The 14,910-nt window shown below is 64.0% G+C and carries 15 protein-coding genes; 11 read left to right on the plus strand and 4 right to left on the minus strand.

Annotated elements, in window-relative coordinates:
• Nucleotides 1-3 precede the first annotated feature (3 nt).
• From AB7535_RS07805 to AB7535_RS07820, 4 genes are read left to right on the plus strand one after another with little or no spacing between them, the layout of a single operon-like run.
• Nucleotides 4-801 (plus strand): ABC transporter permease, encoded by a 798-nt coding sequence (locus AB7535_RS07805; protein ID WP_085403196.1) that lies wholly within the window; start codon nt 4-6, stop codon nt 799-801.
• Between the two features lie 9 nt (nt 802-810).
• Complete coding sequence (locus AB7535_RS07810) at nt 811-1,467, plus strand: polysaccharide deacetylase family protein (RefSeq protein WP_439037261.1); 657 nt, start codon at nt 811-813, stop codon at nt 1,465-1,467.
• Nucleotides 1,468-1,470: 3 nt separating this feature from the next.
• Entirely contained in the window at nt 1,471-2,325 is an 855-nt protein-coding gene (locus AB7535_RS07815; RefSeq protein WP_085403198.1) for a fumarylacetoacetate hydrolase family protein, read from the plus strand.
• A gap of 36 nt (nt 2,326-2,361) precedes the next feature.
• Nucleotides 2,362-3,405 (plus strand): 5-methyltetrahydropteroyltriglutamate--homocysteine methyltransferase, encoded by a 1,044-nt coding sequence (locus AB7535_RS07820; RefSeq protein WP_201266222.1) that lies wholly within the window; start codon nt 2,362-2,364, stop codon nt 3,403-3,405.
• Nucleotides 3,406-3,496: 91 nt separating this feature from the next.
• Here the strand turns inward: AB7535_RS07820 and AB7535_RS07825 are convergent, their stop codons facing one another.
• Nucleotides 3,497-4,504, minus strand: coding sequence for an alpha/beta fold hydrolase (locus AB7535_RS07825; RefSeq protein WP_085403199.1), 1,008 nt, complete (start codon nt 4,502-4,504; stop codon nt 3,497-3,499).
• A 294-nt stretch (nt 4,505-4,798) separates the two neighbouring features.
• Here AB7535_RS07825 and AB7535_RS07830 point away from each other — a divergent pair, with 294 nt between their 5' ends.
• The gene (locus AB7535_RS07830) at nt 4,799-5,662 is read left to right on the plus strand and encodes an alpha/beta fold hydrolase (RefSeq protein WP_085403200.1); all 864 of its coding nucleotides are present in this window, start codon (nt 4,799-4,801) and stop codon (nt 5,660-5,662) included.
• Between the two features lie 165 nt (nt 5,663-5,827).
• On the opposite strand, the gene AB7535_RS07835 is transcribed toward AB7535_RS07830, so the two are convergent.
• Nucleotides 5,828-6,586: an SDR family NAD(P)-dependent oxidoreductase gene (locus AB7535_RS07835; protein WP_439037262.1), complete on the minus strand. Its 759-nt coding sequence runs from the start codon at nt 6,584-6,586 to the stop codon at nt 5,828-5,830.
• 167 nt (nt 6,587-6,753) lie between these two features.
• Between AB7535_RS07835 and AB7535_RS07840 the strand changes: the two genes are divergently transcribed.
• Genes AB7535_RS07840 through AB7535_RS07865 form a run of 6 tightly spaced genes read left to right on the plus strand, consistent with a single transcriptional unit; the run spans nt 6,754 to nt 12,616 of the window.
• On the plus strand, nt 6,754-8,013 hold the full coding sequence (locus AB7535_RS07840; RefSeq protein WP_028155765.1) for an extracellular solute-binding protein: 1,260 nt from the start codon (nt 6,754-6,756) through the stop codon (nt 8,011-8,013).
• A 2-nt stretch (nt 8,014-8,015) separates the two neighbouring features.
• Nucleotides 8,016-8,954, plus strand: coding sequence for a carbohydrate ABC transporter permease (locus AB7535_RS07845; protein ID WP_085403201.1), 939 nt, complete (start codon nt 8,016-8,018; stop codon nt 8,952-8,954).
• On the plus strand, nt 8,947-9,795 hold the full coding sequence (locus AB7535_RS07850; RefSeq protein WP_085403202.1) for a carbohydrate ABC transporter permease: 849 nt from the start codon (nt 8,947-8,949) through the stop codon (nt 9,793-9,795). Before AB7535_RS07845 ends, AB7535_RS07850 begins: the two co-directional genes overlap by 8 nt.
• Nucleotides 9,796-9,817: 22 nt before the next feature.
• Nucleotides 9,818-10,915 (plus strand): Gfo/Idh/MocA family protein, encoded by a 1,098-nt coding sequence (locus tag AB7535_RS07855; protein ID WP_085403203.1) that lies wholly within the window; start codon nt 9,818-9,820, stop codon nt 10,913-10,915.
• Nucleotides 10,916-10,925: 10 nt separating this feature from the next.
• Nucleotides 10,926-11,570: a ThuA domain-containing protein gene (locus AB7535_RS07860; RefSeq protein ID WP_014496439.1), complete on the plus strand. Its 645-nt coding sequence runs from the start codon at nt 10,926-10,928 to the stop codon at nt 11,568-11,570.
• The gene (locus AB7535_RS07865; RefSeq protein WP_085403217.1) at nt 11,567-12,616 is read left to right on the plus strand and encodes a LacI family DNA-binding transcriptional regulator; all 1,050 of its coding nucleotides are present in this window, start codon (nt 11,567-11,569) and stop codon (nt 12,614-12,616) included. The genes AB7535_RS07860 and AB7535_RS07865 overlap by 4 nt, the downstream gene beginning before the upstream one ends.
• Before the next feature lie 71 nt (nt 12,617-12,687).
• On the opposite strand, the gene AB7535_RS07870 is transcribed toward AB7535_RS07865, so the two are convergent.
• Together AB7535_RS07870 and AB7535_RS07875 are read right to left on the minus strand one after the other, a co-directional pair.
• Nucleotides 12,688-13,314, minus strand: a complete 627-nt coding sequence (locus AB7535_RS07870; RefSeq protein ID WP_085403218.1) for an FMN-dependent NADH-azoreductase — start codon at nt 13,312-13,314, stop codon at nt 12,688-12,690.
• A gap of 3 nt (nt 13,315-13,317) precedes the next feature.
• The gene (locus tag AB7535_RS07875) at nt 13,318-14,892 is read right to left on the minus strand and encodes an isochorismatase family protein (RefSeq protein WP_085403204.1); all 1,575 of its coding nucleotides are present in this window, start codon (nt 14,890-14,892) and stop codon (nt 13,318-13,320) included.
• Nucleotides 14,893-14,910: the final 18 nt, after the last annotated feature.

Genomic DNA, 14,910 nt, shown 5'->3' on the forward strand with positions numbered 1-14,910 from the left:
GAGATGAGCGCCAAAACGCTGCGATATCTGATCGTGATCGGGCTGATTGCGCTGTGGGAGCTGCTGCCGCGCGCCGGGCTCATTCCCGAGCTGTTCCTGCCGTCGCTGTCGTCGACGCTGATCGCTGGATGGACCGATGCTGCCGAATACGGTCACGCGCTCGCAGTGACGCTCTACGAGGTCGTGGTCTCCATGGCATTCGCCTGCGGCGGCGGCATCCTGCTCGGCGCGATCGTCGGCAGCCTGCCGCGTCCGCGCGTCCTGATCATGCCGATGGTATCGAGCCTGTACGCGGTGCCGCTCGTGATCCTCTATCCCGTCTTCACGGTATGGCTCGGCATCGGCTCGGAGTCCAAGATCGCGTTCGCCTCGATCTATGGCTTCCTGCCGACGATGCTCGCCACCGCCGCCGGCATCCAGACCATCGATCCGCAGCTCCTGCTCGCGGCACGCAGCATGGGCGCGACGCTGAGCCAACGGTTGGTTCGCGTCATCATCCCGGCGGCGATTCCGACGGTGCTGTCGGGCCTGCGTGTCGGCGGTGCGCTGGTCATCGTCGGCGTCGTCGTCTCGGAGATGCTGATCTCATCGGCCGGCATCGGCTATCTGATCTCGCGCTACCGCACAATTCTCGATAGTCCGCACGTGTTCGCGGGCGTGCTGCTCGTGCTGTTCCTCGCCATCGCTTTCAATGCCGCGATCCGGTGGATCGAGCGCAAGGCGGCGATCTGGCAGACCGGTACGCGGGCCGGTCAGGCCAATGACGAGATCGCGTCGCGCGCGATGCAGCCGGCGACCTGAGGTACCAGCGTGTACGATTTGACCCTGACATTCGACAACGGCCCCGATCCCGATGTGACGCCGCGCGTGCTCGATGTTCTCGCCGGGCGCGGCATCAAGACCACCTTCTTCGTCATCGGCGAGAAGCTCGCTGACCCCGAGCGGCGCGGGCTTGCGGTGCGTGCGCACGGGGAGGGGCACTGGATCGGCAATCACACGTTTACGCACAGCATTCCGCTCGGTGAGCAGGCGGATCGCGAGACGGCAGAGAACGAAATCGGCCGAACTCAAAAAGCGATCTCCGATCTCGCGCATCCCCAGCGCTGGTTCCGGCCGTTCGGCGGCGGCAATCTTGATGCGCGGCTGTTGAAATCCTCCGTCGTGGACTATCTCGCCCGCAACAAGCACAGCTGCGTGCTCTGGAATGCGATTCCGCGGGATTGGGACGACCCCGAGGGCTGGACCGGGCGCGCGCTCGACCAGTGCAGCCGGCAGTCCTGGACGCTGATGGTGCTGCACGATCTTCCGACCGGCGCGATGGACCATCTCGAGCGTTTCCTTGACGCTGCCGAGGCGGCCGGCGCCCGCTTCCGCCAGGACTTCCCGCCGCAATGTGTTCCGATCCGCAACGGCGAGATCGCGCTTCCGATCAACGACTATGTTTCCTCCATCGAAGAGAGTGTTTGACTGATGAAAGTTGCGAGCTTCACGAACGCCGGCACCGCGAGCTATGGCATCGTCACCGACAAGGGCGTCATCGATGCCGGCAAGCGCCTGAAGGCATATCCGACGCTGAAGGCGCTGCTTGCGAAGGGATCGCTCGACGAATTGAAGAAGTTGACCGTCGAGAAGCCCGATTACGCGCTGCAGGATGTCGCGCTGCTGCCGACGGTACCCGATCCCGACAAGATCTTCTGCATCGGCGTCAACTATGCCACGCATCTGGCCGAGAGCGGCCACCCGACGCCGGCGCATCCGATGATCTTCACCCGCTTCGCCAACAGCCAGGTCGGTCATGGCCAGCCGATGATCCGGCCGCTGGAGTCCGAGCGTTTCGATTACGAAGGCGAGATGGCCGTCATCATCGGCAAGGCCGGTCGCCGCATCTCGCGCGAAGCCGCGCTCAGCCATGTCGCCGGCTATGCCTGCTACAATGACGGCAGCATCCGCGACTGGCAGCGCCACACCTCGCAATTCGCGCCCGGCAAGAACTTTGCCGGCACCGGCGGCTTCGGGCCCTGGATGGTGACGACCGACGAATTGACCGACGTGACCAAGCAGACGCTCATCACGCGCCTCAATGGCGTCGAGGTGCAGAAGGCCCCGATCTCTGATCTCGTTTTCGACGTGCAGGCCTTGATTGCTTACTGCTCGACGTTCACCGAGCTTGCGCCCGGCGATGTCATCGTCACAGGCACGACCGGCGGCGTCGGCGCCTATCGCACGCCGCCGCTGTGGATGAAGGGCGGCGACGTCGTGGAGATCGAGATCTCCGGCATCGGCATCCTGCGCAATCCCGTCGAGGACGAGGGACGCGCGGCCTGATCGGCTGCACTCAACAACAAAAAGAAGGAGAATCCCATGCCCATGCCAACGCATATCCTGCCGACCACGGTGGTCGGCAGCTACCCGCAGCCGGAATGGCTGGTGAATCGCGCGATGCTGTCGAAGGTGGTGCCGCGCACGCGGTTGCACGACATGTGGCGGTTGCCGGCGGAGCATCTGGAAGAGGCGCAGGACGATGCGACCATCGTCGCGATCCGCGACATGGAGCGCGCCGGCATCGACATCGTGACCGATGGCGAAATCCGCCGCGAGAGCTACTCCAACCGCTTCGCCACCGCGCTCGACGGCATCGACGGCGACAATCCCGCGATGATCGTGGCGCGCACTGGCAACACCCAGACCCCGGTGCCGCGCGTCGTGGGTCCCGTGAAGCGCAAGGGACCGGTCGAGCTGCACGACATGCAGTTCCTGCGCAAGAACACCGACCGTGCTGCCAAGATCACGTTGCCGGGCCCGTTCACCATGAGCCAGCAGGCCAGGAACGAGTTCTACAAGGACGAGGAGGAGCTCGCGATGGCGCTGGCCGAGGCCGTCAACGCCGAGGCGCTCGATCTGCAGGAGGCTGGCGCCGACGTGATCCAGCTCGACGAGCCCTGGGTGCGCAACAATCCGGATCTTGCCAAGCGCTACGCCGTCAAGGCGATCAACCGCGCATTGCAGGGCATCACGGTGCCGACCGTCGTGCACCTCTGCTTCGGCTATGCGGCGGTCGTGCCGGGCTCGAACAAGCCGGCCGGCTATTCCTTCCTCGCCGAGCTCGACGACACCATTGCCGACCAGATCTCGATCGAGGCCGCGCAGCCGAAGCTCGACCTCGGCGTGCTCAAGGACCTGTCGTCGAAGAAGATCATGCTCGGCGTGCTCGACCTCGCGGATCCCGCGATCGAGAGCGTCGACACTGTTGCCGCCCGTATCCGCAACGGTTTGAAATACGTCTCGCCGGACCGCCTGGTCCCGGCGCCCGATTGCGGCATGAAGTACATGCCGCGCGCAACCGCGTTCGGAAAGCTGAAGGCGATGTGCGATGCGGCGGCCATGGTCCGGCGAGAGATCGGCTGAACAAAGCTGGGCCGGCGAGGATGGTTCGTTCGCCGGCCATCGCCTGGCTGTGGCCAGCCTGGTCGAAATCTGCGCGGGCGTCAGCTGCCGTTCAAGCTGACAGGAATTTGGTTAGAAGCTCCGTTGTGTCGGTAGGGTTTTCCTCAGGAAAGAAGTGACCGCCCTTGACGGCCCGACCTTGTACGTTGTCGGCCCACTTCTTCCAAATTCCCAATGCGCCGCCATTCTGCTCGTAGAATGTATCGAGTGGCCCGCCAGAAGCCCACAGGTGCAGCATAGGGCACTTAATGCGCCGGCCTTCCTTCTGGTCCGCCTTGTCGTGCTCGATATCCAGGGTTGCGGCCGCGCGGTACTCTTCGCAGATCGCATGCACCCGAGCCGGATCGCGGTAGGTTTCGATGTATTCCGCTTCCACTTCGGGGCCGAATGAGCCCTGGCCGAAGGGATTGTCGAATACCGCGTCCGGCGCACCGATCAGGTATTTTTCGGGAAGCGGTGCCTTCTGCGAGAGGAGGCTCCATGGCCAGTAGGTCATGGCGAACTTTGCGTCGGCGTGGCCCCAGGCTTCCGAGATCGGCAGCACGTCAAACACTGCGAGACGCTGCACCTTCTCCGGGTGATCGAGCGCAAGGCGGTAGGAAACGCGACCGCCGCGATCGTGTCCAACCAGATCGAATTTGGAAAAGCCAAGCTTATCCATCACGGCGACGAGCTCATTCGCCATCGCCCGCTTTGTATAGGGATAGTGATCCTCCGCAGAGGCGGGAACGCCGCTGCGGCCATATCCACGAAGATCGACGCAGATGACCGTGCGATTACCGGCGAGATGCGGCGCGACATGACGCCACATCAGGCTGGTTCGCGGAAATCCATGGACCATGAGCAGTGGGGATCCGCTCCCGTAGCGCCTGATGAAAATGGTGTTGTCGTCGGTCTTGATCTCCTTTGTCTCGAAGAGATCGGAAGCGTTCGAGGTGGAATTGTTTGGGGATTGGCCGGCCGCGCGTCGCGGTAGAAGCGCCGGTGATAGAGCGGCGCTCGATGCAGCGGTCATCACCTGGACGAAGGTGCGGCGCTCGATCTTTGTCTTTTCTGTCATCCCTGAGGTCCTTCGAGGTTCGCGCGACGCTCCTGGCAAACGCCCCCCTCAATGACGACGCGGTAAGACATGTTAGCACCTCCGTGGAAGCGCGCTTTCGCAGGATTAGCGTCACTGAACCGTTCGTGCTGATGATTTCGGTCATCCCGCTGGCGCGATGGGGCAGAGGCGGGAGCAGTCGGGAAGTGATCGTTGGAATGATCCTCCGCCTGTAACCAATGTGGTCGCGTCGCCGAATAGCGGGAGGGTAAGCGGAGGTGCGTCAACGCAAGCCGCCAGAGCAATGGAGGATCCATGTCCGACGAAATCAACCACGATCGCCGGCGTTTCGTTGGTGCTGCGGCAACGACAGTAGCTGCAGCACAATTCGGCGTAATCGCGCCGGCGGTTGCAGATCCCCGAGCGAGCAAGAAGGTCGCCCGCGACGTCAGCAGAAGATCGGAAGCAGCGGGGACGGACGCCACCGTCGTTCTCGTCCATGGCGCCTGGGCCGACGGTTCAAGCTGGGCGCACGTCATTACGCTACTGCAGTCCGAGGGACTGAAGACGATGGCGGCGCCGATCCCGCTCACATCGCTATCGGATGATGTTGCGGCGCTTGAGCGAGCGTTGGAGCGGACCGACGGGCCGGTTGTCCTTGTCGCACATGCCTATGCCGGCGCCGTGATTGGTGCGGTCACGCAGGAGAGAGTGCGGTCGCTGGTCTTCATTTCGGCTCTCTCTCCCGACGAAGGCGAAACAGTCGCGCAAATATTCTATCGCGACAAGCCGTCGCCGGAGGCGCCGAAACTCACCCCCGACAGTCATGGTTTCCTCTGGATGCCGAACGACCGGTTTGGCGCGGCCTGGTGCCAGCATGCCCGACCTGAGCAGGCTGCGCTCCTTGCTGCGATCCAGCGTCCCATTGCCGTCGCGGCAATCCAGGAAAAGGCTCTGAAAGCTGCATGGAAGGCAAAGCCGTCGTGGTACCTGGTCGCCGAGGAGGATCGAATGATCAATCCGGCGACACAGCTATTCCTGGCACGACGGATGGGTGCGCAGGTTCGCTCCGAGAAAGTCGATCATGCATCGCCGATCACCGCGCCGAAGCTGGTCGCCGGAATGATACGCGAGGCCGTCGCCAACGCAGGTCCGAACGCCACGCAGCAACACGGCTGAACTATCGCTATCGGTGCGATATGGTTGAAAGTGCCATTGGCATCTTTTCCAATAGGCTTCGCGACCTCGGCTTGTGCAAACAACTGGACGGAGTCACCAGCTGAATCTTAGTCAGCGGGGGGACCAGGTTCGAGCTCTGGTCCCGCCCACGACCCACAAAGCATCTCACACCCAGCCGCCATCCACGACGTAGTGCTGAGCGGTGCAGGCGGAGGCCTCGTCGGACGCGAGGAACAGGGTGAATTTCGCGACCTCGTCCGGTACCAGCCGACGCTTCAGGCACTGTCGCTGCTGCAGTTCGATCTCGCCCGCCGGCGTCATCCATTTCTCGAGCTGGCGCTCGGTCATGATCCAGCCCGGCGCGATCGCGTTCACGCGGATGTTGTAGGGACCGTAATCGCGCGCGAGGGAGCGCGTCAGGCCGACCACGCCCGACTTGCTGGCCGTGTACGCGGCCATGCCGCCTTGACCGGCCATCCACGACACCGAGCCGAAATTGATGATGGCGCCGGCATTCGCCGCCTTCATGTCCGGCAGCACGGCTTGGGCGGCGAAGAACTGGTGCTTCAGGTTCACCACGATGCGGTCGTCCCAGTATTCCGGCGTCATCTCCTCGGTTTTGTGCCGTTCGTCATGTGCGGCATTGTTGACGAGGATATTGATCGCGCCGTGTGCTTTGCGCGCCTCGGCGACGCCGGCGCGCAACGCGGCGATGTCAGTCAGGTCGACGCGCTGGAAATGCGCAGCCAGACCCTGATCCGACAGCTCGCGTGCGAGGCGTTCGCCCTCGTCGGCCTTGATGTCGAAGAACACGACATTGGATTTCTGCTGCGCGAAGCGCCGCACGATCGCAGCCCCAATCCCCGATGCGCCACCGGTGACGAGAACGACCTTGCCGGCAAGGTCGGAATAAACGGCGGCCATGGGCACCTCTCAAGTTGCGTTGCGGGCGGTGCGAGGCGCCGCCCAGTTGTCCCGCCAACCTTAGCCATTCCCCGCGTGAGGTGTATAGATCAGAATTTTAGTTGCGTACCTCAAAAATCGAAGGCAGGATTGCAGCCAAAGAATAAGAGCCGGTTGGGAGGAATGTGATGAGACTGCTCGGGAAGCTGGGACTCGCCGCCGCCGCATGCCTGCTTTGGGCCAACTCCGCCGCGGCCGACACGACGGTCAAGTGGTTGCACATCGAAGCCAATCCGGCCCAGGTGAAGATCTGGGAGGAGGTTGCGCGCGCCTATGAGGCGTCGCATCCCGGCACCAAGATCGAGATGCAGTTCCTCGAGAACGAGGCCTACAAGGCCAAGCTGCCGACCATCCTGCAATCCAAGGACCGGCCGAACATCATCTACAGCTGGGCCGGCGGCGTCCTGAAGACGCAGATCGAGGCCGGCGTCCTCGACGACATCACCGATCAGGTGAAGGGGTACAGCGACAGCCTTACGCCGGCAGCGCTCGCCGCCTTCACGGCCAACGGCCGCGTTTACGGTCTTCCGACCGCGCTGTCGCAGGTCGGCTTCCTCTGCAACAAGGAGCTGATGGCGAAGGCGAAGGTCGATCCCGCAGGGATCAAGAGCTGGGACGACCTGCTTGCAGCGGTGAAAACGTTGAAAGCCGCCGGCGTGACCCCGATCGTGGTCGGCGGGGCCGACAAATGGCCGCTGCACTTCTATTGGACGCATCTTGCAGTGCGCGTCGGCGGCAAGCCGGCCTTCGACGCGGCGCTGCGCGGCGAGAACGGCGGCTTCGCCGGCGAAACCTTCCAGAAATCCGGCGAGCTGTTCAAGCAACTCGTCGATCTCCAGCCGTTCCAGAATGGCTTCCTCGGCTTCAAGAATCCGCAGGCGGTCGGCTATTTCGGCGATGGCAAGGCGGCGATGACGCTCGCCATCAGCACGGTCTATCATTTGCAGCGCGCACTTGCCGCCGACAAGGTCGGATTGAGCGAAGACAAGATCTGCTGGTTCGACTTCCCGGTCGTGGCGGGCGGCAAGGGCGCGCCAACCGATACGCTCGGCGGCATCACCGGCTGGCTGATCACCAAGGGCTCGCCGAAGGAGGCCGTCGATTTCCTGAAATACTTCGTCTCCAGGGATGTGCAGACGCGGCTTGCTGCGGGCAACTTCATCATCCCGGTGGTGCAGGGCGCGGATGCCGGTCTCAACAACGCCTTCATGAAGCTGATCGCGGCCAATCTGGCGAAGTCGAACTACCACCAGAACTTCTATGACCAGAGCCTCGGCCCCTCGGTTGGCCGCGTCGTCAACGACGTCACCGCCGAGATCGCCGGCGGCAGCATGAGCCCGCAAGACGCGGCCAAGGCGATCGAGGCGGCGTGGAAGCAGGGTAACTGACGGTGGCACGCCGGGCCGCGAGCGTGTCGGCGATGGACGTTGCCGGTGAGCTCCCGCAGGTCGCCGAGCGCGGCCCGAGCTGGGACGGCAGGCTGACGGTCCTGATCCTGTTCCTGCCGCCGGCGCTGCTGTTGTTCACGCTGTTCGTGGTGCTGCCGATCGGCGAGGCGGCCTGGTACTCGACCTTCAACTGGAACGGGTTCGGCAGGCCGACCAACTGGATCGGCTTCGACAATTACCGCTTCGTGTTGGAGACACGCGCCTTCTGGCTCGCGCTGCGCAACAACGGGCTGATCATCGCTGTTTCGCTCGCCATCCAGCTGCCGCTTGCGCTCACGCTGGCCTTGATGCTCGCCGAACGCTTTCGCGGGGCGGTGGCGCTGCGCATGCTGTTCTTCATGCCTTATATCCTGGCCGAGATCGCGACCGGACTGATCTTCAGCTTCGTCTATGACGGCGATTACGGCCTTGTCGCCTCGATCTGGCGCAGCTTCGGCGCCGAGCCCCCGCATCTGCTGGCCTCGACCGATACGGCAATGCTGGCCGTGCTGATCGTCGTCGTCTGGAAGTACTTCGGTTTCCACATGATGCTGTTCATCGCGGCGCTCCAGGGCCTCGACAAGAGCCTGATCGAGGCCGCGCGCATCGATGGCGCGACGCGTTCGCAAGCCCTGCGACACGTGGTCATCCCCTTGCTCTATCCGACGATTCGGCTCTCGGTGTTCTTCGCCATCGTCGGCTCGTTGCAGCTGTTCGACCTCGTCATGCCGCTGACGCGCGGGGGGCCTGCGGACTCCTCGAACACGCTGGTGAGCTTCCTCTACAACAACGGCATCTCCCGCATGCGGGTCGGATATGGCAGCGCCATCGGTGTCATTCTGTTCACGATCTGCGTGACCTTTGCCTTCACCTACAAGCGATGGTTCATGCGTGATGAGTAGCACCGAGACCAATCGTACGCCGTTCGATCCTGCCGTGCTGTTCAAGGCGGTGTTCCTCGCCGTCGTTGCCGTCTTCGTGCTGGTGCCGCTGCTCGCGACCTTGCTCGGCGGCTTCAAATCGCTCGGCGAACTGCGCGTCAATCCGTTCGGCCTGCCACGTCACTGGGAGTGGCAGAACTATGCCGACATCCTGTTCTCCGCGCGCTACTGGCAGCTCTTGCGCAACTCGCTGATCATCTCGACGCTCACGGTGACCCTGACCCTGATCGTCGCCTCGATGGCGGCGTTCACCTTCGCCCATGTCAGGTTCTACGGCTCATCGATGCTGCTGAGCTACCTGACGCTCGGCCTGCTGTTTCCGGCCGCGACCGCGGTGCTGCCGCTGTTCATCAAGGTGCGCGATCTCGGGCTGCTCGATACCTATTTTGGCGTGGCACTGCCGCAGGTGGCCTTCAGCCTCGCGATGAGCGTGCTGCTGCTGCGGCGTTTCTTCAAGGATATCCCCTATGAACTGCTCGAGGCCGCGCTGGTCGACGGCTGTAGCTATATCAAATTCTTCCGCTATGTGACGCTGCCGTTGTCGCGGCCGATCCTGGCGACCGTCGGGACCATCACTTTCGTCAACAGCTGGAACGCCTATCTGTTGCCGCTGGTGATGCTCAACACCGATGCGCTCTATCCCTGGCCGCTCGGCATCATGGTTTATCAGGGCGAGTATTCGTCCGAGTGGCACCTGATCCTGGCCTTCATCACGCTGACCATCCTGCCCACCATCATTCTGTTTCTTCTGGCGCAGAAGCACATCGTCGCCGGCCTCACCGCAGGCGCGGTCAAGGGATGAACGATACCTTACGGAGATCACAATGAGAAAAGTCGGCATCGGAATCATCGGCTGCGGCAATATCAGCACCGCCTATCTGAAGGCGGCCCAGCGCTTTCCAGTCATGGAAATCAAGGCGCTCGCCGATATGCGCAGCGATGCTGCAGAGCGGCAGGGCGCCGCCTTCGGGCTGCCGGCGATGCGGGTCGATCAACTGCTCAAGCGAGAGGATGTCGAGATCGTCATCAATCTCACGGTGCCGCTCGCCCACACCGACGTCAGCCTCGCGGTGCTGAATGCCGGCAAGCACGTTCATTCCGAGAAACCGCTCGGCATCGACGTCGCAGAAGCCCGCAAGGTGATGGATCTCGCCGCGCAGAAGGACCTTCGCGTCGGCTGCGCGCCCGATACGTTCCTTGGCGGTGGGCACCAGACCGCGCGCAAGCTGATCGACGATGGCGCGATAGGCACGCCGGTCGCGGGCAGCGTCTTCTTCGGCTGCCCTGGCCATGAGCGCTGGCACCCATCGCCGGGCTTCTATTACCTTCGCGGCGGAGGGCCGATGCTCGACATGGGGCCGTATTACATCACGGATCTCGTGCAGCTGCTTGGCCCGGTCGCGAGCGTGATGGGCTCGACCGCGCGTCCGAAATCCGAGCGGTTGGTCACCAGCCAGCCGATGAACGGCACCCTTATCCCGGTCGAGGTTTCGACCCATGTCGCCGGCACGCTCGAATTCGAGTGCGGGGCGGTCGTCTCGATCGCGATGAGCTTCGACGTGCCGAAGCACCGGCACGCGCCGATCGAGATCTATGGCGACAAGGGCAGCATGTTGGTGCCGGACCCGAACCGGTTCGGCGGCGAGGTGCAGGTCGCGAAGACTGGCGGTGAATGGGAGCCGGTGCCGCTGACCCACGGTCATGTCGATGGCGAGTTTCGTTCCATCGGTGTCGCCGACATGGCCTCCGCGATCCTGAACAACCGTCCGCATCGCGCCAGCGGCGCGCTCGCTTTCCATGTGCTCGAGGTGATGGAGGCGTTCCAGACCTCCGCCGACGAAGGACGCCGCGTCAAGATCGGGAGCTGCGTCGAGCGGCCGGCAATGCTGCCGGCCGGACGTGAAACCGGACAGATCGACTGAGGGAATGACCATGCGCAAGGCAATGATTGTATGGGGCGGCTGGCCGGGACACGATCCCGATCTCTGCGCCTCGATGATCCGCGGCTGGCTGAAGGCGGAAGGCTTTGAGGTCCGGGTCGAGACCACGACGGCGGCGTTCGCCGATCCCGCGATCCACGATCTGTCGCTGATCATCCCGATCTATACCATGTCGAAGATCGAGAAGGCGGAAGCGCTCAATCTCTGCGCGGCCGTGCGTGGCGGTGTCGGGCTGGCCGGGCATCATGGCGGCATGTGCGATGCGTTCCGCGAGTCCGTCGACTACCAGTTCCTGTGCGGCGGGCAGTGGGTCGCGCATCCCGGCAACATCATCGACTACAAGGTCGACTTGACGAAGCCGGATGACCCCATCATGAAGGGGCTGAAGAGTTTCGAGCATCGTTCCGAGCAGTACTACATGCATGTCGACCCCGCCAACGAGGTGCTGGCGACGACGACCTTCACGGGCGAGCACGCGCCCTGGATCGACGGCGTGGTGATGCCTGTGGTCTGGAAGAAGCGATACGGCGCGGGCAGGGTGTTCTACTCCTCGCTCGGTCACCGCGCTTACGAGCTCGACGTACCGGAGATTCGAACGTTGATGACCCGTGGCATGCTGTGGGCCGCGCGGGAATGACAGCCGGTGCGACGCAGCCGGCGGTTCGCGCCACGCTGGAGGACGTCGCGCGTGCGGCGGGCGTTTCGCTCGCCACCGTCGACCGCGTCGTCAACCGGCGCGAGGGCGTGCGCGCCAAGACCGTCGCACGTGTCGAGGCCGCGGTGGCAAAACTCGGCTATCGGGGCGACGTCGCGGCCGCGCGGCTCGCCCGCGGGCAGACGTTCCGCTTCGCCTTCGTGCTACCGAGCGGCAGCAACAGCTTCATGACCAACCTGGCCGAGCAGGTCCAACGCACCGCGGACTGGCTCGCCGGCCACCGCGGCTTCATCGATATCCTCCATGTCGACGTGTTCGATCCGGATGTGCTCGCCGGTGCGCTGGAAAACCTGTCGCCGGCCTATCAGGGCGTCGCCGTCATCGCGCTCGACCATCCCAGGGTGCGCGCCGCGATTGACGAGCTCGCCGCGCGCGGGGTCGCCGTGGTGACCCTTGTGTCGGACGCGCCGAGCTCGCGGCGGCTGCATTATGTCGGTATCGACAACCCGGCCGCGGGGCGAACTGCGGCAACGCTGATGGGGCGTTTCCTCGCCGGCCGCGAGGGAAAGGTTGCCGTGATCGCGGGTTCGTTGTCGCTGCGCGATCACACCGAGCGGCAGTTCGGCTTCCACCAGATCCTGTCCAGCGAGTATCCGAACCTGCTCGCGCTGCCGGTGATCGAAGGCCGCGACGACAGCGAGCGCACCCGGGAGCTCACGGTCGCACTGCTGGCGCGCCACGCCGATCTCCGCGGCATCTACTGCTGCGGCGCCGGGAACCGCGGCATCGCCAATGCGCTGGAGGCCTCGGGCCGCGCGCGCGAAGTGGTCTGGATCGCGCACGAGCTGACCCAGTACACGCGGCGTTTCCTGGTCCGCGGCACGCTCGATGCCATCATCAACCAGGATCCCGGTCACGAGGCGCGGTCTGCGGCGCGAGTTCTGCTCGCGCATTGTTCGGGTGAGCCGATCAGCCCCGACCAGGAGCGCATCCGCATCGATATTTTTCTGCGGGACAACCTGCCGTGATTCGCGTACGCGGGTGATGCGCAGCTTGCTTCGATAGGTGTCGCGAAGCGCCGGAGCGTCCTCAACAATGCTCAGAAGTTCGCTGCCATTGCGGCGAGGTGCTGATGGGCTCTTTCGCGGGCAGCCTCGATGGGCTGTTGCGGTCCGGTGGTTGGCCCGATCGGTACGAAACGGACATTGCTGATACCGATAAAGCGCAAAATTTCCCGCAGGTAAGGCGTTGCCATGTCGATGCGCCCGCGGTTCATTCCGGTGGCGAAATCGCTGCCACTGGCGAGGATCACCGTGGTTGGCCGGTCCGTCAGCAGCGGGACATATCCCAGGGAGGGATCGAACCGAAAGGTGAGCCCGGGCTGGACGATGATATCGAACCATTGCTTGAGCTTGTAGGGAATGCTGAAGTTCCACATGGGCGTCGAGATCAGCACCCGATCGGCCAGTGAAAAGCGCAGCGCCATCCGCTCGGCCTCCGCAAAGCTGTCGCGTTGCGCGTCGTTGAAGGCCTGCGCCTTCATGCGCGCATATTTGGCCTCGACGATGGGACCTGCGAATTCCGGCAGCCGCTCGCGCCAGAGATCCACGACGTCAATATCCCAGTCCGGACGGGCCTGCCGAAACCCGTCAAGAAACACGCGCGCGCCGGCGCTCGACTCGGAGTCGGCACGGGGCGAGCAGGAGAGGTGCAAAAGCTTTGCCACCACTCATCCCAGCGCTTTGATGACGGCATCCGCCCGGGTGACGACGGCGACGTTCTGCATGGCAAAGTTGATCGAGGCGGAGTGCCAGTCGGCATTCATGGTCGAGCAGCAATCTTCCGGCACGATCATGAAATAGCCCTTGTCGGCGCCGGTGCGTGCGGTGTGCTCGACCGACATGTTGGTCCATGCGCCGGTGTTGATGATCATATCGCGGCCGGTGGCTTTCAGGATCGTCTCCAGCCGGGTGCCCTCCCAGGCGCTCATCCGCATCTTCTCGACGACGAAATCGCCGGGCCGTGGCTCGAGGCCGGAGACCGGGGCGGCGCCCCAGCTGCCGCGCACCATCGCCTTGCTGTCGACGAGGCCCTCGAACAGCGGTGCGTTCAGCGTCACGCCGGGCGCGCCGGGCTCGACCACGAACCAGACATGGATGATGGCGACGCCGCGCGCGCGAGCTGTCTCCGCCAAGCGCCGGACGTTCTCGACCACATGCTGTTGCTTCGCATGACCCGGTGCGCCTGACTCGGCGAATGCGCCGCCATCCATGATGACATCGTTCTGAAGATCCTGGATGATCATGGCGCAGCGGCTCGGATCGAGCCGCATCTCGCCGTCGGCGAGGATGGGCGCCGCAGCCGCGGGGCCGGCGCTTGCGCCGCCGCTGCCGCGTTTGCCGCTCATATAGGGCTCGTGGCGCGGCCCGGCCTTGGTCGGGATCGCATAGACCGAATGCGTCGACGTCAGATAGAGCGTGCGGAAATCCGGGCCACCCCAGGCAAGGTTGGCGACGAGCTCGGGCACGCGGACTTTTCCGAGCAGCTCACCGCGCGGTGAATAGACCCAGACGCCGCCGGGCGCGGTGACCCAGACATTGCCATGCTGGTCGCACTTCATGCCGTCGGGCAGGCCCGGCTCCAGCTCGGAGCGGATGCCGCTTGCAAACGCGCGTGCGTTCGACAGCGAGCCGTCGCCGTTGACGTCGAATACGCGGATCAGCGCCTGCACGGTGTCGTTGACATAGAGCAGTTTCTCGTCAGGCGAGAAGCACAGCCCGTTCGGCTGGTCGAACAAATTGCGGTCCACCACGAGCGTTGGCTCGCCGCCGGGCATGACGCGATAGACGCCCTGGAAGCCGAGCTGGCGCGGCCGCTCGACACCATAGACCGGCATGCGGCCATACCAGGGATCGGAGAAATAGATGGCACCGGAGGAGTGCACGCAGACGTCGTTGGGGCTGTTGAGCTCCTGTCCCTGGAAGTGCGAGGCCAGCACTTCGCGGCGCCCGTCCGGTCGCTCACGGATCAGCGACGAGGTCGCGTGCTCGCAGACGACCAGATTGAGCTCGGCATCATAGGTCATGCCATTGCATTTGTTCGACGGGCGCTTGACCTCCGCGACGCCGCGCCGCGAATCCCAGCGCCGCCGCACGTCGCCCGGCATGTCCGAGAACAGGAGATAATGATCGACCGGATGCCAGATCGGCCCTTCCGTGAAGTCAAAACCTGTTCCAACCTGCGCGACCGGCGCGTAGGGGTCGATCAGGCTCTCGAATTCGGAGCGCAAGGTGACATGCGTCATCGGTCGATATCCTCAGGT

Origin of the sequence: Bradyrhizobium sp. 956_D2_N1_4 (assembly GCF_052076025.1) — a bacterium.
In the GTDB taxonomy this organism is placed as follows: Bacteria; Pseudomonadota; Alphaproteobacteria; order Rhizobiales; family Xanthobacteraceae; genus Bradyrhizobium; species Bradyrhizobium barranii.